At 45.1% G+C, this 22,802-nt stretch carries 22 protein-coding genes and 1 pseudogene; 11 read left to right on the top strand and 12 right to left on the bottom strand.

Features of this window, described 5'->3' with window-relative positions; translation table 11 throughout:
* The first annotated feature begins 30 nt into the window (after positions 1-30).
* Positions 31-1,011, top strand: a complete 981-nt coding sequence (locus AAFP11_RS15095) for an aspartate carbamoyltransferase catalytic subunit (RefSeq protein ID WP_341737807.1) — start codon at positions 31-33, stop codon at positions 1,009-1,011.
* A gap of 92 nt (positions 1,012-1,103) precedes the next feature.
* Here AAFP11_RS15095 and AAFP11_RS15090 read toward each other — a convergent pair whose 3' ends face one another.
* The gene (locus AAFP11_RS15090; protein ID WP_341737806.1) at positions 1,104-1,499 is read right to left on the bottom strand and encodes an SH3 domain-containing protein; all 396 of its coding nucleotides are present in this window, start codon (positions 1,497-1,499) and stop codon (positions 1,104-1,106) included.
* Between the two features lie 475 nt (positions 1,500-1,974).
* Between AAFP11_RS15090 and AAFP11_RS15085 the strand changes: the two genes are divergently transcribed.
* The 5 genes from AAFP11_RS15085 (at position 1,975) to AAFP11_RS15065 (ending at position 6,442) form a co-directional block, all read left to right on the top strand.
* Positions 1,975-2,463 carry a molybdenum cofactor biosynthesis protein MoaE gene (locus AAFP11_RS15085; RefSeq protein WP_341737805.1) on the top strand — a complete coding sequence of 163 codons (489 nt, stop codon included), beginning with the start codon at positions 1,975-1,977 and terminating at the stop codon, positions 2,461-2,463.
* Between the two features lie 182 nt (positions 2,464-2,645).
* Complete coding sequence (locus AAFP11_RS15080; RefSeq protein WP_341737844.1) at positions 2,646-3,305, top strand: sigma-70 family RNA polymerase sigma factor; 660 nt, start codon at positions 2,646-2,648, stop codon at positions 3,303-3,305.
* A 224-nt stretch (positions 3,306-3,529) separates the two neighbouring features.
* Positions 3,530-4,822, top strand: coding sequence for a transposase (locus AAFP11_RS15075; protein ID WP_341737804.1), 1,293 nt, complete (start codon positions 3,530-3,532; stop codon positions 4,820-4,822).
* 28 nt (positions 4,823-4,850) lie between these two features.
* Positions 4,851-5,426, top strand: coding sequence for a zf-HC2 domain-containing protein (locus tag AAFP11_RS15070; protein ID WP_341737803.1), 576 nt, complete (start codon positions 4,851-4,853; stop codon positions 5,424-5,426).
* A gap of 329 nt (positions 5,427-5,755) precedes the next feature.
* Entirely contained in the window at positions 5,756-6,442 is a 687-nt protein-coding gene (locus tag AAFP11_RS15065; RefSeq protein ID WP_341737802.1) for a J domain-containing protein, read from the top strand.
* 144 nt (positions 6,443-6,586) lie between these two features.
* Here the strand turns inward: AAFP11_RS15065 and AAFP11_RS15060 are convergent, their stop codons facing one another.
* The gene (locus tag AAFP11_RS15060; protein ID WP_341737801.1) at positions 6,587-8,080 is read right to left on the bottom strand and encodes a cyclic nucleotide-binding domain-containing protein; all 1,494 of its coding nucleotides are present in this window, start codon (positions 8,078-8,080) and stop codon (positions 6,587-6,589) included.
* 468 nt (positions 8,081-8,548) lie between these two features.
* Here AAFP11_RS15060 and AAFP11_RS15055 point away from each other — a divergent pair, with 468 nt between their 5' ends.
* On the top strand, positions 8,549-9,421 hold the full coding sequence (locus tag AAFP11_RS15055; protein WP_341737800.1) for a 6-carboxytetrahydropterin synthase: 873 nt from the start codon (positions 8,549-8,551) through the stop codon (positions 9,419-9,421).
* 771 nt (positions 9,422-10,192) lie between these two features.
* Positions 10,193-10,501 (top strand): annotated as a pseudogene (locus tag AAFP11_RS15050) (transposase); the annotation flags it as partial.
* Between the two features lie 67 nt (positions 10,502-10,568).
* On the opposite strand, the gene AAFP11_RS15045 reads toward AAFP11_RS15050, so the two are convergent.
* Both AAFP11_RS15045 and AAFP11_RS15040 read right to left on the bottom strand, forming a co-directional pair.
* Positions 10,569-10,877 (bottom strand): hypothetical protein, encoded by a 309-nt coding sequence (locus AAFP11_RS15045; protein WP_341737799.1) that lies wholly within the window; start codon positions 10,875-10,877, stop codon positions 10,569-10,571.
* Positions 10,878-11,289: 412 nt separating this feature from the next.
* On the bottom strand, positions 11,290-11,460 hold the full coding sequence (locus AAFP11_RS15040) for a hypothetical protein (RefSeq protein WP_341730581.1): 171 nt from the start codon (positions 11,458-11,460) through the stop codon (positions 11,290-11,292).
* A 285-nt stretch (positions 11,461-11,745) separates the two neighbouring features.
* Here AAFP11_RS15040 and AAFP11_RS15035 point away from each other — a divergent pair, with 285 nt between their 5' ends.
* The 3 genes from AAFP11_RS15035 to speA all read left to right on the top strand — a co-directional run bounded on the left by AAFP11_RS15035 (position 11,746) and on the right by speA (position 16,032).
* Complete coding sequence (locus AAFP11_RS15035) at positions 11,746-12,336, top strand: DUF3611 family protein (RefSeq protein WP_341737798.1); 591 nt, start codon at positions 11,746-11,748, stop codon at positions 12,334-12,336.
* A gap of 334 nt (positions 12,337-12,670) precedes the next feature.
* Positions 12,671-13,867: a helix-turn-helix domain-containing protein gene (locus AAFP11_RS15030; RefSeq protein WP_341737797.1), complete on the top strand. Its 1,197-nt coding sequence runs from the start codon at positions 12,671-12,673 to the stop codon at positions 13,865-13,867.
* A gap of 155 nt (positions 13,868-14,022) precedes the next feature.
* A complete protein-coding gene (speA, locus tag AAFP11_RS15025; RefSeq protein ID WP_341737796.1) occupies positions 14,023-16,032 on the top strand; it encodes a biosynthetic arginine decarboxylase in 2,010 nt (669 codons plus the stop codon).
* Here the strand turns inward: speA and AAFP11_RS15020 are convergent.
* From AAFP11_RS15020 to AAFP11_RS14985, 8 genes are all read right to left on the bottom strand, one after another.
* Positions 16,029-17,192 (bottom strand): NDP-sugar synthase, encoded by a 1,164-nt coding sequence (locus AAFP11_RS15020; protein ID WP_341737795.1) that lies wholly within the window; start codon positions 17,190-17,192, stop codon positions 16,029-16,031. The genes speA and AAFP11_RS15020 overlap by 4 nt on opposite strands.
* A 314-nt stretch (positions 17,193-17,506) precedes the next feature.
* Positions 17,507-18,328 (bottom strand): segregation/condensation protein A, encoded by an 822-nt coding sequence (locus AAFP11_RS15015; protein ID WP_341737794.1) that lies wholly within the window; start codon positions 18,326-18,328, stop codon positions 17,507-17,509.
* Positions 18,329-18,474: 146 nt separating this feature from the next.
* Positions 18,475-18,852 (bottom strand): LapA family protein, encoded by a 378-nt coding sequence (locus tag AAFP11_RS15010; RefSeq protein WP_341737793.1) that lies wholly within the window; start codon positions 18,850-18,852, stop codon positions 18,475-18,477.
* Between the two features lie 125 nt (positions 18,853-18,977).
* The gene (locus AAFP11_RS15005) at positions 18,978-19,799 is read right to left on the bottom strand and encodes a DUF3153 domain-containing protein (RefSeq protein WP_341737792.1); all 822 of its coding nucleotides are present in this window, start codon (positions 19,797-19,799) and stop codon (positions 18,978-18,980) included.
* A gap of 193 nt (positions 19,800-19,992) precedes the next feature.
* The gene (locus tag AAFP11_RS15000) at positions 19,993-21,297 is read right to left on the bottom strand and encodes a TldD/PmbA family protein (protein ID WP_341737791.1); all 1,305 of its coding nucleotides are present in this window, start codon (positions 21,295-21,297) and stop codon (positions 19,993-19,995) included.
* Between the two features lie 322 nt (positions 21,298-21,619).
* Entirely contained in the window at positions 21,620-21,973 is a 354-nt protein-coding gene (locus AAFP11_RS14995; protein WP_341737790.1) for a HepT-like ribonuclease domain-containing protein, read from the bottom strand.
* Positions 21,951-22,298, bottom strand: coding sequence for a nucleotidyltransferase domain-containing protein (locus AAFP11_RS14990; RefSeq protein WP_341737789.1), 348 nt, complete (start codon positions 22,296-22,298; stop codon positions 21,951-21,953). Before AAFP11_RS14990 ends, AAFP11_RS14995 begins: the two co-directional genes overlap by 23 nt.
* A gap of 217 nt (positions 22,299-22,515) precedes the next feature.
* The coding region (locus tag AAFP11_RS14985) for a tetratricopeptide repeat protein (protein WP_341737788.1) at positions 22,516-22,802 on the bottom strand (287 nt) is incomplete at its 5' end.

Here is a 22,802-nt window from a genome sequence, read left to right as displayed (position 1 = left end):
CTTGAAACTTGCTACTCTCGACTTAACTCTATGACTTGGACTCGGCGCCACATTCTCACTCTGGCTGATTTTACTTCCGACGAATACGATACAGTGCTGCAAACGGCGGCGAGTTTTCGGGAGGTACTCGGCCGCCGCACCAAGAAAGTGCCAGCTTTGCAGGGTCAAGTCGTGGCGAACTTGTTTTTTGAGCCTTCTACCCGGACTCGCAATAGTTTTGAGTTGGCTGCAAAGCGACTTTCAGCCGATACCCTCAATTTTACTCCCGGTAGTTCTTCTCTGACCAAGGGAGAGACGATTCTCGATACGGCTAAGACTTATCTGGCCATGGGCACAGATTTGATGGTAATCCGCCACGGACAGGCGGGAGTGCCTAGCACCATTGCCTCGGAAATGGACCGATTGGGTTCGAGAGTCAGTGTTCTCAATGCTGGAGATGGTCAGCACGAACACCCCTCCCAAGGTTTGTTAGACCTCTTTACTATCTGTTCTGTTTTAGATCCCGAACGTCCGAGACTGAAACTTTTAGCAGGCAAAAAAATTGCTGTGGTTGGGGATATTTTGCATTCGCGGGTAGCCCGGTCTAATATCTGGAGTTTAACGGCTTCCGGGGCCCAAGTTCACCTCGCCGGACCGCCTACTTTACTGCCACTTTTGTTCGCTGAGTGCGGCCAAGGTAGGGAAGGCAAGTTATATTTGCACTGGCATCTCGAACCTGCTTTGGCCGATGCTGATTTTGTGATGACTTTGCGCCTGCAAAAGGAACGGATGAGCCAGAATTTGCTACCGAGTTTACGAGAGTATCATTCTCTGTATGGGATTACGCGCGATCGACTCAAACTCTGCAAACCCGATGTCAAGGTTTTACACCCAGGCCCGGTGAATCGTGGCGTGGAAATTAGTTCCGATTTGATGGACGATCCCCAATTTAGTCTCATTTCTCAGCAAGTTACCAGCGGGGTGGCGGTGCGGATGGCCTTACTTTACCTGATCGGTGGCGGTAAAGTTTAAACTTGCGGTTGCTATGGAAAATAATCGTTACCAGGCTCGACTTGGTAACGATTAAACATCTTTCTAGAAAAATATAATTTTCTAGTTAAGATTTATTGAATCCAGGCAGCAGATACCCAGCCACCGTCAGCCAGTTGGGCCCAGCCATGTTTATAGCGACCACTCAATGCCACATAATCTCCATCGTATAACTTGCCGATGACATGAGAACAGTCACTGGGTCGGTGGCGGATATTCAGTCGGCTGCCGTTGGTCACAACTTGGGTAGAGCTGTGATACTCGTGATGACCACCGCAGTGGCGATACCCACAATTTGCCTGGGCTTCCCCAGGAATACTTACAACAGATACGGCTACTGCCATACCTACAACCCCTACCCATGCAGAATTAGGAATTTTTAAACCCAGTTCGTCTAAGGACTTGAGTTGGAGTTCAGACTCTGGAGATTCATAAGCAACAAAAGAGTGGCTCAATGCTAGTGCTTCCATAGTTTCCTCATGATTGTTGTTAACTGTTGTCGCTGGAGACTCAGATCAAAAAATCGATTACAAGCTCTAATTATTAACTTATGTGTCAGAGAAGGCACAAAGAACTGTTAGGGTCTTGCTGTTACCGAATCTTAGACTATTTGCCTGAATCCTGCACAGGTATATGATGCCATGTCAGCAGCTTGGATGGCAAAAAAATCAATAAAGTTTACATCGGCTGCTGAAAATCTTGGGTGAGGGGGGAATGCTCGGACGCTCTGATTTTAGGTATTTGTATCATTGCGTAAGGAATCAACAGATGGCTTGGGGTTCAAGATTGATTCTACGATAGATAAATGATACTGTCGATCGCCTAAAATTTGCTGATTGATTGGTTACAGTGCGATCGATAATAATCTAGATTCGGTAAACATCGAGCGATCGCCACTGGCATTGTGTCAAGATAAATTAAGTTCTCCAGCACTATTTCCACACCATGAATTCTGGCGCTGCTCTTTCCATCAACACAATTCCTCAACCCAATCGGCAAGACAGTTTTGCCATTACTTTTGCTCCTTTATCTGTAGAAGAAATCTACACTTTGGCAGATGACGAAGCCAACGGAGCGGTGGTACTAATGAGTGGCACTGTCCGCAACCAAACTGACGGTAAACCTGTAATTGCCCTAGAGTACCAAGCTTACGAACCAATGGCAGTGCGAGTATTCCAGCAAATCGCCACGGAAATTCGTCGCCAGTGGCCTGATGTCAATCGAGTAGTTATTCATCACCGCGTTGGACGCTTGGAGGTCGGGGAAATCAGCGTATTGGTAGCCGTGGGCTGTCCCCACCGAAGGGAAGCCTTTGCAGCTTGTCAGTATGGGATGGACACGCTCAAACATAATGTTCCTATTTGGAAAAAGGAACATTGGGCTGATGGTTCTAGTAGTTGGGTTAATATTGGTGCGTGCGAAGTTGCTGGTTAGAAGGAAGAAGAAGTCACCCCCCCCCTAGCCCCAGGGCTGTTTCATTATTGGTAGGGGCAGTGCCAAGAGTGCCGGCCCTCCGAGTGATCCCGCACTCTCCCGTCTGTCTTGGCCTATTTGGGAACTTCGGAAGATAGCGCAACGTCAAAAATCATGGAATGTTCGATGACCCGATTCCACCCATGAGTGACTTTATTTCAGTGTCCTGGTCTGCGGTTGTGGCGACCGTTCAAAGAGTGCAATTGCCAGCGGAAAAACTCTCTAACTATGACTTAGTGTTGCGGTGTCAGGAAGGAAATCTACCTGAAAGCGCTGCTTTTTCAGAACTGTTGAAGCGATATCAATCCCATGTCGATCGCGTTCTCTATCACTTGGCCCCTGACTGGCAAGACCGCGCTGATTTGGCTCAGGAAGTCTGGATTCGAGTTTATCGAAATATCAATCGCTTACAAGAGCCTGTCAAATTTAGGGGCTGGCTGAGTCGCATTGCCACAAATTTATTTTACGATGAGCTGCGGAAGCGCAAGCGCATCCGAACTCCCCTCTCCCTGGACGTACCTCGTACTCTCGAAGATGGGGAAGTGGATTGGGAGATTCCGGCAGATTGTCCGGGACCGGAGGAAGATTTGACGACCAGAGAATTTTACGACCAATTGCGGGAGGCGATCGCGGATTTACCAGAAGTATTCCGCACGACCATTGTTTTGAGAGAAATCCAAGGTTTAGCCTATGAAGAAATAGCTGAAATGACAGGAGTTTCTCTCGGCACTGTCAAGTCGAGAATTGCCAGAGCTCGCCAAAGATTGCAGTTGCAATTGCAAAAATATCTAGACGGTAATTAGTCTAGTGGTTTTCCAGGTAACAACAGAAGATTTGGTGAAGTTTTAGCTAACATCAAAACTTCTATTTGTCAATATAAATAAGCTGTAAATAATGTTAAGGGACAAGAAGCAGTATTGTAAAAATTCATTAAGTTTGTAAGCAGTAGTAAGCAATGGTAGTATTATATAGTCATAATGGTCAAGAAGCGAGAATTATAGCGAGCGTTAAAAAATGGAGATGCTGAATGCAACTAGCAGAGAGACACATCATTAAATCCACAGAACATCGTTTTGTTGAAATAGACGGATTAGCCTTTAAATCCAAAAATCTCTACAATGCCGCTAACTACGTGATTCGTCAGAGTTTTGTCTATGGATGGGGTTATATAAATTACAACGAAATGAATCGTTTGATGAAATCTCATTCAGCATACAAGGAATTACCAGCCAAGGTAAGTCAACAAATATTAATGATATTAGACAAGAATTGGAAGTCTTTTTTTGAAGCAGTCAAAGCTTACAAAAATGAACCCACGAGATTCACAGGCCGCCCGAAATTACCGAAGTATAAAGATAAAGTCAAGGGTCGGAATATTCTCGTCTATACAATTCAGGCGATTAGTAGCAAGGAACTAAAGAAAGGAATTATCAAGCTGTCGGGTACTAATATTTTAATTAAAACCCAAATTAAACCAGAGCGAATTTGTCAAATTAGATTGGTGCCAAAATGCGATTGCTATATAATTGAGGTGATTTACAATGCCTGTACTGAGCCGGAGTCCACCCTTGAGCTTGATGAAAACCCCAAAGAATTAGTAGCTAGTATCGACTTAGGGCTGAATAATTTAGTGGCGTTAACTTCAAATCAGCCGGGATTTGTCCCTTTACTGATTAACGGGCGACCACTGAAATCGATTAATCAATTCTACAACAAGCGTAAGGCACGACTACAATCTCAGTTAAAAAGTCTGCGTAAAACTTCATCACGGATTCAGCGTTTAACCCGTTGTCGCCATCAAAAAGTCGATAATTACTTGCACTCTGCTAGTCGGTATATCATCAATGTTCTCGGCTCACAAAATATCGGAACGCTAGTAATTGGTAAAAATGCACAATGGAAAAACGAGCTTGATTTAGGAAGGAAAACTAATCAAAGCTTTGTAAACATTCCTCATGCTCGACTAATTGAAATGTTGAAGTACAAAGCTGAATTGATGGGAATAAAGATAATAGAACAAGAAGAATCCTATACTTCCAAATCGAACTTCCTGAATTTAGATCGAATTCCTGTGTACGGGTATATTGGAACCTTCGATGTCACATTTAGTGGTCAGCGAATTAAGAGAGGATTGTACAGAACATCGTCGGGTCGATTGATTAACGCTGATGTTAACGGGTCTTATAATATTTTGAGAAAAGCAATCCCAAATGCGTTCAGCAATGGGATAGGGAGCTGTGTAGTTCAGCCGAGGCGGGTCAATCCGCTCGAAGTAAAAGCGAAGGGGGAGGGACTCAACGCCTCCCATGTCATGTCATAAATGCCTATACTTTTACCAGCTATAAATTATGAAATCTAACTTTGAATCGGAACACAATCAGCATCACCAAGGTGGCGGGGATGCACTCGCTAGAAATCAAGCTCAACACAATCATGCTCAGGGGACTGTAACTACTATGACTTGCGATCGCTTTGAAATGCTCAGCGCCTACCTCGATGGCGAAGTCACTGCTGCCGAACGGCGGCAAGTTGAAGAATGGCTGGCAACGGACCCCGCCACTAAAGCTTTGTACTCGCGACTGCTAACTATGCAGCAGAGTTTTCAGTCTCTTCCGGTACCGCCTTCGGCACAATCGGCCCAGGAGTTGGCTGCGAAGGTGTTGCAGCGAGTTGAACGCAAGCCGAAACGGATGATAGTCTGGGGTGGATGCGCGATCGCAGCTTTGTTGGTCGCGGTAGTGTCTGGTGTCAGTAGTGGCCGCCAATCCTTCGCTCCCCAGTTTGCTCAATCCCCCGTTAATCCTGAATATGACGGTTTGGTGGTGGCATTAAACGAGCCTGTGGTGGAGATTATTAATCCTAACGATTTGCTCCTGGGAGTCGATGCACCCGTGGTGGAAATTCCCAAATCTGGCCACAAGTAAGAGTTTTAGCTAGACAGATTCCATTGATTTTGCCTGAAAAACCCAAAACCGAAAGCGGCGACTTCTTGAAGAAGTCGCCGCTTTGCACTACAAATTTCTCAACAGCCGCTGTTTTTTTCAAACAGATTTACAAAAAATTTTTACAATTAAAGCCTTCCTAAAAGTACGGGGTTTTCAACCCAGTTTTTTGATAATAATTGGAAAACTTAGGTTTTTTACTGACACTTAAAATTTATTGTGTTTCAAGTAAATAATAGGTATCATAGCAAAACATGAAACTATTGTCAATGATTTTTGCGTAAATTATCAAATTTCAAGGAAATAAAAGCGTGTCTGAGCCTAGCAATCACTACCAAACCCTAAACGTCACCCCAACCGCAACACAAGCCGAGATTAAACAAGCCTACCGCCGTTTAGTCAAATTATTTCATCCAGATAGTAACAGCAAAACCGCAGGTCACGAACAAATTGTCCGCCTGAATGCAGCCTACGAAATACTAGGAGATGCCCAGCACAGACAATCCTACGATCGCCAAATTTGCGATCGCACCGTACAGCAAGCACAACCTGTTTCCAACGAAAACATCAGCCGCCAGCAAACAGCCAGTGCACGGGATGCCGACGAACACATGGAACAGTGGCTGATTAAAGTATACAAACCCGTGAATCGATTTCTCAACAACATATTGAAACCACTCAAAAAAGAAATTGACCAATTATCAGCAGACCCTTTTGATGACGAATTGATAGAAAATTTTCAAACCTATCTCGAAGCCAGTCGCGAGTTTCTCAAACAAGCTCAAAAATTTTTTCGTTCCATGCCTAATCCATCTAACGTAGCCGGAGTAGCCGCTCATCTTTACTACTGCATCAATCAAGTCGGAGATGGCATAGAAGAATTACATTTATTTACCTTAAACTACGACGATCGGCACTTGCATACAGGTCAAGAACTGTTTAGAATTGCCACTAGACTGCGACGGGAAGCACAAGCTGAATTAAAAATAAAATCTTAAAAAATTTAATTTTCCATCCTTCTGTCTGCTTCCTGCTTTCTTCTTCCCCCCTTGGGGCACGGCGGTTTCATTCTTGGTAGGGGCAGTGCCAAGAGTGCCGGCCCTCCAAGTCCCACAACTGCCCATAAAATCGTTTTCCTGGTTTCAAATTCCAAAAAGAACTTGAATTCGTTTCCGAACTTTAAGAAAAGGAGTTTGTTCCAAAGAATCGTCATCCAACAATCCCAAATCTCTCAAAGCTTGTTGACGTTCCGACAATTTGAGAGCAATTTGATCGGCTAAATTTGGCTGTTCTACTAATAATTTTTTCAAATCATGGCGTTCCACTACAAACAAAATTGAATCCGCGCTAGTTTTAACAGTCGCGGTTCTCGGAGTTCCCAACAGCAAAGATATTTCCCCAAAAAACTCCCCCTCGTGAAGGGTAGCAATATACTTACCAGTTTTTTGAGAAAGAACTTCTACAGAACCCGAAAGAATAATATAGAAAGAATCGCCTGGATCGTTTTCTTTGCATACAACCTGTTCTGCTGGAAACAGTTGTCGGTAGCCATATTCAATTAATTGTCGTAGTTCTAAATCTGTACATTGTTCAAAATAAGTTACTCGTCGCAACAAATCGCGCAAATTCCAATTATTTAGAGACTTGGGTACAGACTGTTTCGGAGAGGTAAAACTACCATTTGATTCGGCTGAGTTTTGGACATGGTGCGGAAAAACTTTGCCATTGGAAATATCATTTTTGTGATTTTCAAGTATTTTAGTTAATTCTTGCGGATTTCGCAGCCATAAATCCTGTTGAGGAAAAGGAATTTCGATGTTGCGGTTGCGAAATTCGTAGTCAATTAAAAAATTGACGGCACTTTTGATGGCATCACTTTCCTGGGGCTGGTCAGTCCAAATCAAAAGGTCAAAGTTTAAAGCGTTATCTCCAAATCCGCGAAACCAAACTTTCGGAGAAGGATGTGACAAAACATTTGGTTCCTTCCTCGCAGCGACTAAGAGTGCTTCCGTAACTAAAACTGGATCGGTGCCGTAGGCAACGCCAACGGGGATATGTAGGCGACATCTAGGGTCTCTATAACTCCAGTTAATAATGTTAGTTTCAACAAATTTAATATTGGGGATAATAACAAAAAGACCGTCTATGGTTTTAATAATCGTGGAACGAATCGAAATATTTTCGACTGTTCCTAATAAATTGTCTATTTCAATAAAATCTCCCACTCTAATTTGGTGTTCAAATAGTAAAGTGAGACCGCTGATAAAGTTAGTGGCTAGATTTTGCAAGCCAAAGCCAAAACCAATACCCACAACCCCGGCTAGGACAGTTAAAGAAGTGAGATTGATGCCTGCGCCTTGCAGGACGATGATGCAACCGAAAGTTGCCAAAATATAGCCAATTATGGTAGAAATTGCTTCTTGACTACCTCGATCTAATCCCATCCTAACTAGGACGCTACGCTTGATTCCTTCACTAATGATGCGAGCTACAAAAAAGGAAACTATAGCTAGTAAAATTAGTTTGAGGATGGCAGCAATGGAAAGATGAGCATCGCCCACATAAAATAGTGGGGTCATCATCGCACCAGATAGTTGTTCAAAAAAATGTTTGGCTTTTACAGTAATCCAATTCATTAATATTGGGTAAGGGGTAATAGATGGTTGGGAACCGGTGATTAATTTTGGTTGTCATTGAACTGCAAACGGCTAATTATTGCAGAGTTTATCCGAAAAACTTCTACTTGAGAGTGTCCTGTGTTGCAAAAAAGTCGATCGCACTTTTTATGCCAAAGATTCCTAACCGATGGGCTAGCAACTGATGGGGAGAAGATGTTTGCTAGGGGTACTTGATATCTGATATCTGTTTATAGAATTAATGTAAAATCTTGCACTATGCTCAAGAACAGGCAAGATGCCTGTTCCCCAAAGAGTAAATTTGATTGTGGGCTCGGCGGGAGAGCCCGCCCCTTGCCCATATCTGGAAAATTGGTCGCAATTCATGTACAGCACCCTCAAAGTATCGAAAAATTCCAGCAAAAATTAGTTTATCCTTAAGAAGTAAGTCCTTTACAGAACTTTACAAGCTTACCCTACTTGACTTTTATGCAGTGCATCATCAATCGTCGGGCACAGTTTTCGGCGAGTCATCGTTACTGGCTACCGGAGTTGAGCGAAGCCGAAAATTTTGAGCGGTTTGGCCCAACAGCCCGCGCACCGGGACATGGACACAATTACGTCCTGTATGTTTCTATGATAGGAGAACTTGATGAGTACGGCATGGTGTTGAACCTGTCTGATGTCAAGCACGTCATTAAGCGGGAAGTTACCAACCATCTCGATTTTTCCTACCTTAACGAAGCATGGCCGGAATTTCAGCAGACTTTGCCAACTACCGAAAACATCGCACGGGAAATCTGGCGGAGGCTAGCTCCTCATTTACCTGTGAGCAAAATTCAATTGTTTGAACACCCAGAACTTTGGGCCGAATATTTAGGAAACGGAATGGAAGCTTATCTTACTGTGTCTACTCATTTTAGCGCCGCCCACCGGTTAGCTCGTCCAGATTTGAGCTTGGAAGAAAATTCGGAAATTTACGGCAAGTGCGCTCGTCCTCATGGTCACGGTCACAACTATCATTTAGATGTGACGGTGAAAGGGGAAATTGATGAGCGGACTGGTATGATTGCGGATTTGGGAGCTTTGCAAAAGGCTATTGATGATTATGTTGTTGAACCGTTGGATCATACTTTTTTAAATAAGGATATTTCTTATTTTGAAAATGTTGTACCGACGGCGGAAAATATTGCGGTTCGTATTTGCCAATTATTACGATCGCCCGTTCGTGAATTGGGAGCCGAGTTGTACAAAATTAAGCTGACTGAAAGCCCCAATAATAGTTGTGAAATTTACTCCGCTGATTTAGAGGAATTGGTGAGTGAAAGTCAGCAGCAGTCAGGGGTTTTGGTTGGGGTTTGACATCTCCCCGGTCTAAAGACACGGGGATTCTAAACTGTTGCGTAGTGGCAGGATAAATCCCATTGGTGTCAACAATCGCCTGAAACCCTTGGTATCTCTCGTTCATAGCCAAGTCTAGATCCCCCTCTAAATCCCCACCCCCCCCTGCCCCCCCAAGGGGGGATGGGGGAAGGGGGACGAAAGAGAAGACTCCTGTCCCCCCCTTCTTAAGGGGGGCTAGGGGGGATCTGGCCTTAATAGTCAAACAGCAGTCTGTGACAGGGTTTGACGTTAAGTTGATACTAATGGATAAATCCGTGCCACTACGCTTTTTAGTTTTGGTTTCCCAGATACTGAAACTACTTGACAGTGAAATTGCCAGAGTGTACTATAAAAGTAGTATACAAAAATAACAACATGAGACTGAAGAGTTGGGAGTCTCCCCGCAGCGAAGGCAGAAACTCCAAAGGAAAAGGTGGCTCCGCCAGAGTTCGACAGCTAAAAAAACAACAGCAAACTTTGCGGAAAAAATTAAAAGCCCAAAACCCTGAATCCGGCGATCGCCAAAACTACACACAAAACAACAAAAACAAAGGGAAGGAAACTCACATTTCCTTCCCTTTTGTGATATTTGCCTCAGCTCATTCCGATTACCAAATACTTGGGTTTAAAGCCCCGTTACTTCGACTACGCTCAGCACATCGCCTTATAGGACGGCTTTAATTCAAGTGTAAAGATGTCTTGCAAGCTACAAGTTGATAGCTACAATTGCTTGTAAGCATGATAGAATCATCTAAGGTAGGAAGAAAACATTTAAAGGTTAGTAGGCAACGTAAAGACTTCGCCATTAAGACGGCGTTGTGCGTAGTGAAATCTAGCGATTTTGTAGCTTATGAAAACCTTCAAGTGCGGAACATGGTGAAAAACCATAAGCTCGCTAAATCAATTAGCGATGCAGCATGGTCGCAGTTTGCTCAATGGTTGCAATATTTGGGAAAAGTGTACGGTAAAACAGTAGTTGCTGTTGCCCCTCAGTACACTTCCCAGGATTGTTCAAGTTGTGGCAATCGCGTTCAGAAGTCGCTCTCAATCAGAACTCATAAAACCTCATGGGATGTGTGGAAACTCAGTCGCTTCAGCGCTGAGAGGAAACAAGACTCAAGGGACTTTAGTCGCCGTGGATATAGGGAGGATTTTTTTTAGATAGGTTGTTGAGTGTGGGTAACTGAGGTCGAGAAGACTGAGGGGGGAGATAGTATTCGGGAGCAGGTGCCGGCTGTTCGGCTCCTGAGCGGTAAATCTGCCAGAATCTCAGGGCGATCGCCACCCCAGCGGTACCTAGCCCAAAAGCCAATAAAGAGCCACTAGCACCAATACTGCCGATCGCTGCATCGACAACGCCCACTGTCACAACAAAGCTGGTAATAGGATCTCTACGGTAAGCAGACCTTAAAAGTCGCGTCCATGAAGCATTCATTGCTGTTTACTCTTTTCTATATTTATCTACAATCTGTGACATACTCCCACATCAAATCTGAGTACAGATTATGATGTGGGCTTCTTAACAGCCCGCTAAAGCTCAGAGCTGGCGGAACATTCGGGATTTCTAGCTCAAATACTAGCTTAACCTAGATTAACATTCTCGCCTGTGGGGCATTGTACGGGAGTCCGGTCAAATTGCCAACCTCGTCAAATCAATTTTTTGCCCGATCGACACATCATAATCCAGCTCTACCGTTTTGATAACAAGTATCCCAAGACCGAAAAGTCTCTGATATTGTTTCTTGTGCATATTCTAATCAATTCGAGAACTGGTGACACTCAACAGAGAACTCACACCGACTATTCCCTGGCGATCGAGCCGATGTGAGGCTGACAGCACGCTAAAATTAGTTGAGGCCTAACCAGGACAGTAACCCCTGCCCTGTGGCATACTCGATCGCCAAAGTGAGGATAAAGCCGATCATCGCAGCTCTACCGTTGAGCCTTTCGGCGTAGTTGTTGAAGCCAAATTTTGGCTGTGACAGTTTCGGAGTTATGGTGGGTTGTATTGGTGTCATTGCTTTAATTGCCTCAGTGCCTAGTATCTAAATGTGAAATCCAATGTTAGTTAGTTACAATTCTTAAACGTTTCTTCTCCCATTGTAAAGAGGGTTTGTGAAAGTTGACAAATACCTAGATTTTTAGAAGCGGTTAACCCGCCATAAATCAATTTGAGATTTAAGATTTGAGATTGAAGAATTAAAGAATTGCTCCCACGGCTTGATACCCTAAACTCTTTTGGTCCCCAGTCCCTGCTACCAAAAACTCCTAGCTAAACCTAACCAGTTACACTGCTTGCATATATGACAAATCAGTTAGATACAGATAACCTTCCCCTAGCGGCACAGCGAGTTGCCTTTGCCCTGCGGACTGCGGGCTGGACTTGCTTCTGGGTCCAAGCAGTGCTGGGCGTGGTGGCGGGGCTAATTTTGCTGCTGGCAGTCCCGTCTGCCCTGTCGAGTGGTGCCTCCGCTACGAGCCAGACCAGTGCTGGAACCGGCGGAGGTGTATTGTTGGCTGTGTGCGGGCTGTTAGCCCTCGGCTACAGCGCCTATCGGGCTTTTCGGTTTACTCGCTTGTCTAAAGAATTGCGATCGCCCGCCACGGGTGTCCGCCCCAAAAGGGCACAGACGATTCAAGAAGTACGATTGACATTGATGAGTAATTTGTCGGGAATGCTGCTGACGCTGCTGGGAGCAGAAGCGATCGGTGGTACCTTGTTCGTCAAATCTATATCTCAGCCCCAAGTTTTGTTCGGTGCAGCCGTCGATTTCAGTCGGTTCATTCAGCCCCTAGATATATTTGTAGTGCTGGCAAACATTCACGCTACTTTAGCTCACTTTGTCGGGATTGTCGGAGCTCTGTGGTTGCTCGATCGCATCAACAAGCAGTAGTTATTAGTTATTAGTGATTGGTGTCGCCCTGCCCTTCGACTTCGCGCTTCCTGAGCGTAGTCGAAGGGTTGTTAGTGATTGGTTATTAGTTATTGGTGAGGCAAGATCCCAAGCATGAATCACCAGTAACAGCTTTGAGTTCCGCTAGCTCGCCTATACTAATTAGTCTGTCCACTGCTAACCCTTGAATTACCTATTTAAAATATAGGTAAATATAGATATTATGTCAACTGCCGTTAGCCCTACTCGACTCTCCCCCTAATGGCATCCGGAATCAGTACCAACTTGTCGAATAAGTTACTCAGATACCTTGTAGTAAAACAACATAAATATCATGGCACTGAAACCCGATGCTTATTTTGGGGTAACAGATCACACAACTATTGAAGTTTCTCAAGAAAGTTTTCGCTCTGTCCTTGGTCAAATAGAAGCTGAACTACTTTGTAGCGACACCTACAGCCACGCTCTAGCTAGCTTGCAAACTATGTTGGGCGAAGCGGCATCGGCAGCGGAAATTTTAATTAGAGCTGTTAGCCGAGAAGCGGTCAAACTAGCATTTCAGCGGTTCCCCAAATCACAAAAAACTGAACTACAACTAGCCCCAGAAAGTCTCGTCATGGCAAGTTCTACTATGGGAAGTTCTGCCCTGACAAGTCCGCTGCTGAGCAAGGCTACAGAATTTACGGCAGTCAGAGAATTAGAGCCATCACAAGTATCTGTTCCCATCTTTTATCGTCGTAGCACTACTGTGGAATTGCCACCCACAACAGATTCTGACAATGAAAATGCCGATCTTCGAGATACTGAAACTCACGAAGCACAGCAACAATTTCCCCCAGACGAAGGTCAAGTTGAGTCAGCTACACCCGGTGCTGTGGTAGTTAAAGGAAACTCCTTCCCAGGATTTTCTTTTCTTCAGAAACACAAGAAACTTACTAAGGAAGAAGCACTAGCTTTGGCTATTCAACAACGGAAAGATTGTTTGTGCGAGTTGGGGAGAGAATTGCGCCTGGGAAGGGAACTTAGAGCCTTATCTATCCAACACATCCACAGTCAAACTCTGGTGCCGCTGCACCACATCGAAGCGATCGAAAATGGGGAAATTGAGAAACTCCCCCAAGACATCTACGTTAGAGGTTTCATCCGTCGGATCGGCGATGCCGTGGGACTCAACGGTAGTGCAATGGCAGATGCTTTGCCCCAACTAGATGCCAGTGGCAATCTCAACTCCTATTTGTCGGTTTCCGAATCGGAATCAGACGATGGCTTTCAAATGAATTCAGCCCATTTGTACATCGGGTATACAGCTTTAATGGCTGGGGCTGTGGGGGGTGTGGCTTGGCTATCGCAACAACCCGTTGTGCCAGGGGGGCAGCCAGTACCGGCAAATTTGGTGACACCACCTGCGTCCGTTGCGCCAGCGGCGGCCCGCGACACCCCCGCACCTAAACCTGGTGTGAAAAAGTCTCCCACTCATGGGGGCATGATTATGGGGGCTGATATGGCACCACCTGAAATGATTTGGGCCTAAAATCTGTTAGTGGAAAATACCGATCGCAATTTTCATCGATCTAACCTTGAGGTCGATCGCCCCACAGTCACAAAGTGAATTTTCCAGTACATCAGGAAACCCGATATCTGCGATAAACTAACTACTCGACCAGTCATTTTAAGGTTTCCGAGAAGATGAGTTCCCCTGCCACTGCTGCTTCCTCCCCGATGGAGCCACTATCGACTCAGCCACCAAGTATCCCAAATTTGGTGACACCAGACACTACTTTGTCAACGACTGCTCCAATTCCACAGAAATCTTGGACAATCGAAGATAGCGAAAAACTATACCGAATTCAAGGTTGGGGGGAACCCTATTTCTCGATCAATGCAGCCGGTCACGTTACAGTATCTCCCAAGGGCGATCGTGGTGGCTCCTTAGACTTGTGCGAACTGGTAGAATCTCTCAAACAGCGAAACTTGGCACTGCCACTACTGATTCGATTTTCTGATATTTTGGAAGACCGGATTGAGCGGTTAAATTCTTGTTTTGCCAGAGCGATCGCCCGCTACAATTACAAAAATGTCTATCGCGGTGTCTTTCCGGTCAAATGCAACCAGCACCGCCAATTAGTTGAAGATTTGGTGCGTTTCGGTCAACCGCATCACTTCGGTTTGGAAGCTGGATCTAAACCGGAATTAATGATAGCTTTAGCCACTTTAAAAAACCCAGGCGCTTTATTAATTTGCAATGGTTACAAAGACCGCGAATATATAGAAACGGCAATTTTAGCTCAGCGGTTAGGGCAAACTTCAGTAGTTGTGCTTGAGCAAATAGAGGAAGTGCAACTGGCGATCGCCGCGGGCAAAGCATTAGGAATTAAACCGGTTTTGGGAGTGCGAGCCAAACTCAGTACCACCGGTGTTGGCCGCTGGGGAGGTTCCACAGGCGATCGGGCAAAATTTGGCTTGACTATTCCTGAAATTGTCCGCGCTGTCGAGGAGCTGAAAAAAGCAGGAATGCTAGACTGTTTGCAACTGTTGCACTTCCATATCGGCTCTCAAATTTCATCGATTAGCGTCATCAAAGATGCCATCCGAGAAGCCAGCCACATTTATGTAGAATTAGCTAAGTTGGGAGCTAATATGAACTACTTGGACGTAGGTGGTGGACTGGGCGTTGACTATGATGGTTCTAAAACTAATTTTCATGCCTCTAAAAATTACAATATGCAAAACTACGCCAACGACGTAGTAGCCGGAGTAAAGGATGCCTGTGACGAGCGAAAAGTACCAGTGCCAATTATCATTAGTGAAAGCGGACGGGCGATCGCTTCTCACCAATCAGTGTTAATTTTTGATGTACTTGGTACCAGCGAAGTTCTGAGGGAAGTACCAGAACCAGTAGACCCAAACGCCCACCAAATTCCGCGTAATCTCTACGAAATCTACCAATCTATTAGTCCAGAAAATTACCAAGAAGTCTATCACGATGCTATCCAATTTAAGGAAGAAGCAATCAGTTTATTTAACTTAGGCTATTTGGGAATTGCCGAACGGGCTAAAACTGAGCAATTGTATTGGGCTTGCTGCGAAAAAATCCAGGCGATCGCGCGGGAAAAAGAATATGTATCCGACGATTTGGAAGACTTAGAAAAGGTGATGGCCTCAATTTATTACATCAACTTATCTGTTTTTCAGTCAGTGCCAGACAGTTGGGCAATTAACCAATTATTCCCTATTATGCCAATCCACCGACTTGATGAAGAACCAACTCAGCGAGGAACTTTGGCAGATCTCACCTGCGATAGTGATGGTAAAATCGACCAATTTATCGATTTGCGAGATGTCAAGTCTGTTTTGGAACTGCATCCCATGAAGCCCGGACAACCTTACTATTTAGCCCTATTTTTGGGAGGTGCTTATCAAGAAATCATGGGGAACCTTCACAACTTATTTGGCGATGCAAATGCAGTACACATTCAGCTAACGCCTTCTGGCTATCATATCGAACACGTTGTGAAAGGAGACACGATGAAAGAAGTTCTCAGCTATGTACAGTACGATGCAGAAAGTTTGGTTGAAAGCATCCGCCGTCAGACAGAGGAAGCGTTGCAGCAAAATAAAATAACTCTTTCGGAGTCACAACTTTTGCTGCAAAATTATGAAAGGAGTCTTAGCCAGTATACTTATCTTCAATCTTAGTTAGTGTTGCTGAGAATGTCTGCGATCGCCCGCCGTTCTTCTCGTTGTTGAGTTGGCAAAACTTGACGAGCATCAGTAATCAGCCAATCGAGAGCCGCTGCTTGCAAATCGATCGCAGCCCCCGTTTTATCAACGCAGTAGCGCCCGAACACCAGTTTGTCAACTAAGCGTACTTCTGGCCCCAAACGGGAATACTCAAAAATCACGCTATTTTCCACTGTCGCCCCACTGCAAAGCCAACAATTGGGGCCGATCATCGTCGGCCCAACAATTTTTGCTCCATCTTCAATGATCGTCATCCCGCCAATATAAACAGGTCCGGTAATATCAACCTTGTCCCAATTCACAGCTACATTTAAACCAGCATAAACACCGGGACGAACTTCAATTCCCGGAATCGAAACATTTTTAACTTCTCCCAATAGTACACTTTGAATCGCCCGCCAATAGTCAGGAACTTTGCCGATATCCACCCACTCAAAGTCCATGCTAATCCCATAAAAAGGCGCGCCTGCTGCTACTAGCTTAGGAAATAATTGCGAACCGATATCGTACTCTGTATCAGATGGAATATAATTGAATATTTCAGGCTCAAAAATGTAAATACCAGTGTTGATATCGGTACTCAGAGCTTCTTCGACAGAGGGTTTTTCTTGGAATGCTTTAACTTTACCAGAGTCGTCTGTTACCACAACTCCGTAACTCGAAACTTCTTCGCGGGGAACAGATTTCATCACAATAGTAGCGATCGCTCCTTTTTCCCGGTGCCACTTGACAGCAGCCGTCAAATCCAGGTCAATCAAAGCGTCTCCGCACAGCACCACAAAAGTATCATCAAAAAATGGCGAGAATTCCTGAATCCGCTTCATACCGCCAGCCGAGCCGACGGCTTCTCCGATCATTTGTCCCTCTTCAATCCGTCCCTCAAAAGAATAGCCAATTTGTACCCCAAATTTTTGACCATCGCGGAAGTAATTTTCAATCACGTCCGCTAGGTGGGAAACATTGACCATAATCTCGTCAAATCCATGCTGACGGAGCAATTCAACCAAAAATTCCATCACAGGCTTTTGTAGGATGGGAATCATTGGTTTCGGTATTGTCTGAGTAATGGGACGGACACGAGTACCTTTACCGGCCGCCAGAATCATCGCTTTCATTCTTAACTTCCTCAACCCTTTGTTAATTGATATCAACTCAACACTTAGATGCTAGCGGTTACGATCTATATTTGTCGATCGCACTAAAATCCTGACCTGTTTATTTTCCACACAGTACCAGGCTATCAATCACTGATTCGGGATTTCCCTGAATTTCAGCACTCAGGAATCACGACTCAGTTAGCACTGGAGTGAGTGTCTTACTCCCAAACTGAGCCAGAAAATTCCGGCTAGGGAGCTTCTGCCTGGAATATTAACCGACGGAGTAGCATAGTTATTAGTTTCGGAGCAGTCAGTCTCATTTCCGTTTAAGTTTAGAGAACTCGGATTTTGAGGTCTCGATAAAACTCTTCTTGAACCAACTCTACTTTAGACTGAGCCGACAGTAGCAACAGCGCCCAAAAAATACCAACGCGGTCATGATTGGGCGAATTTGTTTCCTCCGTTTCCTCCATAGAGACCGTAATTTGCGACTCAGCAGGAGAGTGCAAATCGTGATGAGGCCAGAGTTCCAGCAGTTGTTCCAAGTCCAGCCAACCCTCATCAATTTCAGAATTGCGTTCTCCCAAAAACCGCTCCAGTTCACTAGCAGTTTCCACCAGATTTTCTTGGTGAGCTAGCTCAAATATAGCCCGCGCCGCTTGAGACCGCATTTTGGAGCTACTGCGTCGCCGGGGAACAACTGTCTCCTCCATTGCCGCTTTCATTAGCTGCAACTGCTCGATCAGTTCTGGAAGCGTCACCGGGCGTTTTTGGGGTAGTTTAGCCACACCACGACGCCGCAGTTGCCGCTCCAAATGCTGCGGCAAATGTCGCCCTCCTGAGTTTTCTGCCTCTTCCAGTGGCACCTCATCTGTAGAGTCATTCACGGGGGGTTCCGAGAGGACTATACTTTCTGCTTTGAGCAAAACCAGCATCGAAGCATACAAAAATGCCTGACCGGAGTGGGACAAATCGGAGAAATCCCCACTCTGATCTGCGTCACGCGCCTCGTTTAGCTTGTTCAAACAGCGATCGAACACTTCAATCACCTTAACGTCCCAAGGATTGATTTCTCCCCGTTCTGCTAAGTCAATTAAAATTGCGATCCCCTCGGAAATCGTCTGTAAACCATCTTGGGCTTTGGCAATGGTCATTCGATGTTGATGTTAGATTTTAGATGATCGAGCCTATATAGCAATCCTTGTAGGAGTCGTAAATATTTTTACCCAAACCCAACCCGGACCTTACTAAGGTCCGGGAGTAAGAAATTCACAAATGATTTAGGATTGCTATATTTGATTTAATTAGCGATCGCCACCGCATTCTTGATATCTTCCACGGTGGACGGTTCTGTACTTTCTAACAAAAGTTGTTTCGCTTCAACTTCTGCTTTATACCGTTCGATATCCTGTTCTAAAGCTTGAATTTGCTGCTCCTTTTCGCGAACTTGACGAGTCTCATCACGAGAGGCGAGCATTCGCTGCATTCTGGACCACAAACTAAACAGCCACGCTAAAACTGCCCCCAATCCAGTTGCCATAATTAATTCTACTGACAAAGGAGCTTTAACTTGGAAGCCTTTGATAATTTGAATAGTTGTCGGCTCTGTATTCTCTATGCTGAACAAGACTAAAGCCAAACAAATCAGAAAGATGAAGAAGAAGTTTAGTACCCGCATTTTCTCTGTTCCTAATTCTCAAACTGTACAATTTTTTGTGTCTCGATAAACTATTAGATTTCCGACTTTTTCCAGGAGTCCTGGTGCTAGAGCTTCTGTTTTTTAGCTGTGACTGAGCAACTGCTTTAGGTTTGGGGGATTTTCTGAGTTTTGTGACCGATGCCCATGGCTGGCAAGAGTTGATATTTCAAACCAATACCAGCAAGAACGAATAAAGCAATAATCACTGCACCAATGCCTACCGGACTGGGAACCCAAAATACAGCCTCTAAATAATTAATTTCCCCCGGTTTCAGCTTCCAAACCAACTGTTTTCCCTGGTCAGAGATTTCCGGTGCGATCGCACCGGGGACAGTTTGAATACTTTCGGCTCCCCAAGGGGTGTTCAAGCTAAAGTCTAGCTCTAAAAGTCCCCCAGGACTGACAATCAGATTACCGTTAGCCGACAGCAAAGAAATCGATCGCAAATCCAACTCCAAACTTAACCGATTTCGCAGCACCAGCAACAAATTATTTTGCTTGACCTTTAGGTGAGATTCAAACTTCGGCAAATCCGTTTCTAAGGGAGTAGCAACCCTAGATTTTTTGGTGGGTACGGGATTGTAAAATTGGTTAAACTTTTCCTCTAGCTCTGCACCATTATTAAAAGGAATCCTCACTAAAATCTCTCCCTCTGAAAGCCGTTTAGTTTTCCCATCCAAAGAGCGCACTCTAAGTTCCACACTATCCAACCAATCTCCAAGAATCTCGCTGCTGAAGCTCGTCAGCCGTTCCCCCAGCTTAATGTGCTGCACAATTTCGCCGCGAGTTTGGCTTTCAAAGTTAACTCCGACATCGTACTGAACGCAGCCTGTTACCAAAGTTAAAAGGCACAATACAAAAGGTAAAAGAAACAAGAAGTGTTGTTTCCTTTTCCCTGTTTCATCCTTGACCATTTGCTGCTTCATTGTTGTTTTTTCCCTGTTTAACTGGTTCCCAGGTAGAGCTTGGGAACCCATGTCACTCTTGCTCTGCCTCGCCAGCTTTGATGCAAATTCGAGGCAGAGCCTCTGGATGTTCATTACCAGGCAGAGCCTGGTAACGAGTAACTCATCATTTTGTAGGGATAGTGCCCCCGTGCCTACCCTCCCCATCCACTGTTTATTGTCTAGAGGCAACGCCCAACTGTTTAAACAGCATACTCGGTAAATAAGCCCCGCCGCCTACCCATTCGGATTCGCTACTCAAATCTACCAAATTTTTAAAGGCTTCAAAAATGCTGCCCGCTACCATTGTATTCTTGACGCGGCCTACTATTTTGCCTTTTTCTACTTTATAGCCTAAAGCCAAATTGACTGAAAATTCGCCGGCTAATTGATTGGACTGACCGGCACCTAGAACCTGCTCTACTATCAAGCCTTCGTCCATGCTAGCAATCAATTCTTGAGTTGGAGTATTTCCGGGGAGAATGCAAAAGTTACTCAAATCTGGGCCGGGGCGAGACAGTCCCCCCCGAAAACCGTTGCCTGTAGATTCTACACCTCCACGAGCAGCCCATCTACGATCCCAATAAAATCCGGTTACAGTACCTTTGTCAATTAAGACTTTGCGAGTGGTGGGAGTGCCTTCGTCGTCAAAGGGACGAGCATAGGGCCCTAAAGTGGGGTCTTCTAAAAAGGTAAAGCGTTCGTCAAATAAGGTTTCGCCGATTTTGTCGGCTAGGGGAGAGGCTTTTTGAACGACGGCTTGGCCCGACAGGATGGTGTCAAATAGGCCACCGAGGGTGCTAGCGGCGGCGTTGGGGGTGAATAATACGGGGTAGGAACCGCTGGTGATGCTGGCTGCATTTTCGGCGAGGCGGTATTTTTCCAGGAGTGTTTGCAGGATGTTGTTGGTGTCTAGGGGGCGATCGCGCGCCACATCATAACTGTATGCTTGCATAAAATCTTCTCCTTGTACCAAATTGCCTGCGATCGTCCCGCTGACTATTTGGCTGCTTCTTTGGGCATACACATCTCGCGTCGTGGCAATGGTGACGCGGCCGCTGCGGACGTGGAAGCCAACATCGACGATAATATCGGGATTGTAGGCGTGAACTTGCTCGATGAGGTTTTTGCCGTTTTCGACTAATTCGGCGGTTGTGGGCGGAATGTAGGTGGTTTCCGGGGTGGTTAGGTGGAAGTTGGAGGCGAGTTCAAATTCGGCGGCATCGCCTATTTCGGCTGTTTGAATCGCTGCATCGACTAAATCGTCTACCCGCGTTAAATCGGTGGAACTAGCAAAGCCGATTTTGCCGTTGTGAATCAGTCGGAGTGCGACACCTCGGAGGGCTTTGGTTTGGAGGGATTTGAGGCGATTGTTTTCAAATTCGATCGGCGTATCTTGGCTGGATAGGTAGTATACTTCAGCGCTATCGGCGCGTTGAGATGCCAATTTCAATATCTGTTCTATGGTGGAATCGCTCACAATAATCGCCTTTCTGGTTTGGTCTTTGTTCTATTTTAGCGATTTTGGGTGTGGCCAGAAACCGGGTTTTTGTGTGTGTGGCCAGAAACCGGGTTTCTACGAGATTTTACGCATCCTCATGAGATATTCGTGAGAAACCCGGTTTCTAAATCCTGGTAGTTTTATGCGTGACCAGAAACCGGGTAAAACCTCGCACTACCTCTGTCAACTGCGGTGCCCTGAGCGTAGCCGTTCGCTTTAAATCGTTCGCTTCGATTTAAAGCGAACGATTTAAAGGGTCAACTGTAGAAGACGATCGCGCATTCTGTGTTTGTGCGATCGATCAACTATCATCAGGTAACGGTGGCAATAATGCCTCTACTTGTACCAGTAAACTAGGCAAAACACTCGTAACAATATTCCAAATAACTTCCGAGCTTACTTGGTCATAACGATGAACCAAAATATTTCGTAAGTTAATCGCATTTCGCCAATCAATTTCGGGATGGAACTGCTGAAACTCCATAGAAACTCTCCGAGCGGCCTCCCCCAAAATCCCCAACTGTCGCTCTACGGCACTCATAAAAACATTTTCAAGATAAGTGTCGCATGAAGCATCCGCCGTAAACTCTTGAATCCGACGGATTGCTTGCGCCATATCCCAAAGTGAAGCACTATCTCGATCGCCCGTTTGCATAAATCACTCGATAGGTTTTCAAAATGTTCGATCGTAGATAGGGATTTTTTAACAATTTTTTTTCTACCAAATCCACAGAACGGTGAAATAAATCCTCGATCTCCTCCTCCATACTCAATAAATGAGCAAACGTGAGGCGATGTGATGGCTCATATGTCACCAGTACATCCACATCACTATCAGAACGAAAATCATCCCGGAGCACTGAGCCAAACAAGGCAAATTCGACAATGTTCCAGCGCTGGCAAAATTGGGCGATCGCATCTAGAGAGACTTTTAAGCGATCGGTCATCACATACTCTAAATCTGATTGCAACTCAATCATGGGCGAGCCAACCTCCAATTTTTTAGCCTAACGTTTTTTTAATTGTAACATTGCAGGTCTGACTGACCTTCAGACAACATCAATACACACCAAAAAACTGCTGAGAACCCGGTTTATTAGATTTTGGGCGTGGCCAGAAACCGGGTTTTTTCCAATAACATCGATACACCGCCCAAAAACTGCGAAAAACCCGGTTTCTTTAGTCAAAGTGCATCCATCAATCCCCAGCCCTCGCCTGAACCGCAGCAATAATTTCCTTCACTGTCTCCGCGTCAGGCGATCGCAAATGCTGTAAAATCTCCAAAGATTGCTGTAAATAATTCAAAGCTTGGTCAAAATCTCCCTTCTCATCTGCTAACAACTGTCCCAGCATTGCGAAAGTAGCTGCTTTCCCTTGAACATTGCCAATTTTTTCCTTAAGTTCGAGTGATTGTTGATAAAATGCGATCGCCTTTTCTACATCCCCTTGATTGGCATAGATTATTGCTAGATTGTGCAAAGTAT

The sequence above is a fragment of the Microcoleus sp. CAWBG640 genome (assembly GCF_020883015.1).
GTDB classification, from domain to species: domain Bacteria; phylum Cyanobacteriota; class Cyanobacteriia; order Cyanobacteriales; family Microcoleaceae; genus Microcoleus; species Microcoleus anatoxicus.
The sequence above is the reverse complement of the archived record's forward strand: the minus strand, read 5'-3'. Positions and strand labels throughout refer to the sequence as shown.

What these genes read in the sequence shown, in the direction of transcription:
- AAFP11_RS15095 (WP_341737807.1), top strand. Translation starts at nt 31, where the DNA reads ATGACTTGGACTCGGCGCCACATTCTCACTCTGGCTGATTTTACTTCC.
- AAFP11_RS15090 (WP_341737806.1), bottom strand. Translation starts at nt 1,499, where the DNA reads ATGGAAGCACTAGCATTGAGCCACTCTTTTGTTGCTTATGAATCTCCA.
- AAFP11_RS15085 (WP_341737805.1), top strand. Translation starts at nt 1,975, where the DNA reads ATGAATTCTGGCGCTGCTCTTTCCATCAACACAATTCCTCAACCCAAT.
- AAFP11_RS15080 (WP_341737844.1), top strand. Translation starts at nt 2,646, where the DNA reads ATGAGTGACTTTATTTCAGTGTCCTGGTCTGCGGTTGTGGCGACCGTT.
- AAFP11_RS15075 (WP_341737804.1), top strand. Translation starts at nt 3,530, where the DNA reads ATGCAACTAGCAGAGAGACACATCATTAAATCCACAGAACATCGTTTT.
- AAFP11_RS15070 (WP_341737803.1), top strand. Translation starts at nt 4,851, where the DNA reads ATGAAATCTAACTTTGAATCGGAACACAATCAGCATCACCAAGGTGGC.
- AAFP11_RS15060 (WP_341737801.1), bottom strand. Translation starts at nt 8,080, where the DNA reads ATGAATTGGATTACTGTAAAAGCCAAACATTTTTTTGAACAACTATCT.
- AAFP11_RS15055 (WP_341737800.1), top strand. Translation starts at nt 8,549, where the DNA reads ATGCAGTGCATCATCAATCGTCGGGCACAGTTTTCGGCGAGTCATCGT.
- AAFP11_RS15045 (WP_341737799.1), bottom strand. Translation starts at nt 10,877, where the DNA reads ATGAATGCTTCATGGACGCGACTTTTAAGGTCTGCTTACCGTAGAGAT.
- AAFP11_RS15040 (WP_341730581.1), bottom strand. Translation starts at nt 11,460, where the DNA reads ATGACACCAATACAACCCACCATAACTCCGAAACTGTCACAGCCAAAA.
- AAFP11_RS15035 (WP_341737798.1), top strand. Translation starts at nt 11,746, where the DNA reads ATGACAAATCAGTTAGATACAGATAACCTTCCCCTAGCGGCACAGCGA.
- AAFP11_RS15030 (WP_341737797.1), top strand. Translation starts at nt 12,671, where the DNA reads ATGGCACTGAAACCCGATGCTTATTTTGGGGTAACAGATCACACAACT.
- speA (WP_341737796.1), top strand. Translation starts at nt 14,023, where the DNA reads ATGAGTTCCCCTGCCACTGCTGCTTCCTCCCCGATGGAGCCACTATCG.
- AAFP11_RS15020 (WP_341737795.1), bottom strand. Translation starts at nt 17,192, where the DNA reads ATGAAAGCGATGATTCTGGCGGCCGGTAAAGGTACTCGTGTCCGTCCC.
- AAFP11_RS15015 (WP_341737794.1), bottom strand. Translation starts at nt 18,328, where the DNA reads ATGACCATTGCCAAAGCCCAAGATGGTTTACAGACGATTTCCGAGGGG.
- AAFP11_RS15010 (WP_341737793.1), bottom strand. Translation starts at nt 18,852, where the DNA reads ATGCGGGTACTAAACTTCTTCTTCATCTTTCTGATTTGTTTGGCTTTA.
- AAFP11_RS15005 (WP_341737792.1), bottom strand. Translation starts at nt 19,799, where the DNA reads ATGAAGCAGCAAATGGTCAAGGATGAAACAGGGAAAAGGAAACAACAC.
- AAFP11_RS14995 (WP_341737790.1), bottom strand. Translation starts at nt 21,973, where the DNA reads ATGCAAACGGGCGATCGAGATAGTGCTTCACTTTGGGATATGGCGCAA.
- AAFP11_RS14990 (WP_341737789.1), bottom strand. Translation starts at nt 22,298, where the DNA reads ATGATTGAGTTGCAATCAGATTTAGAGTATGTGATGACCGATCGCTTA.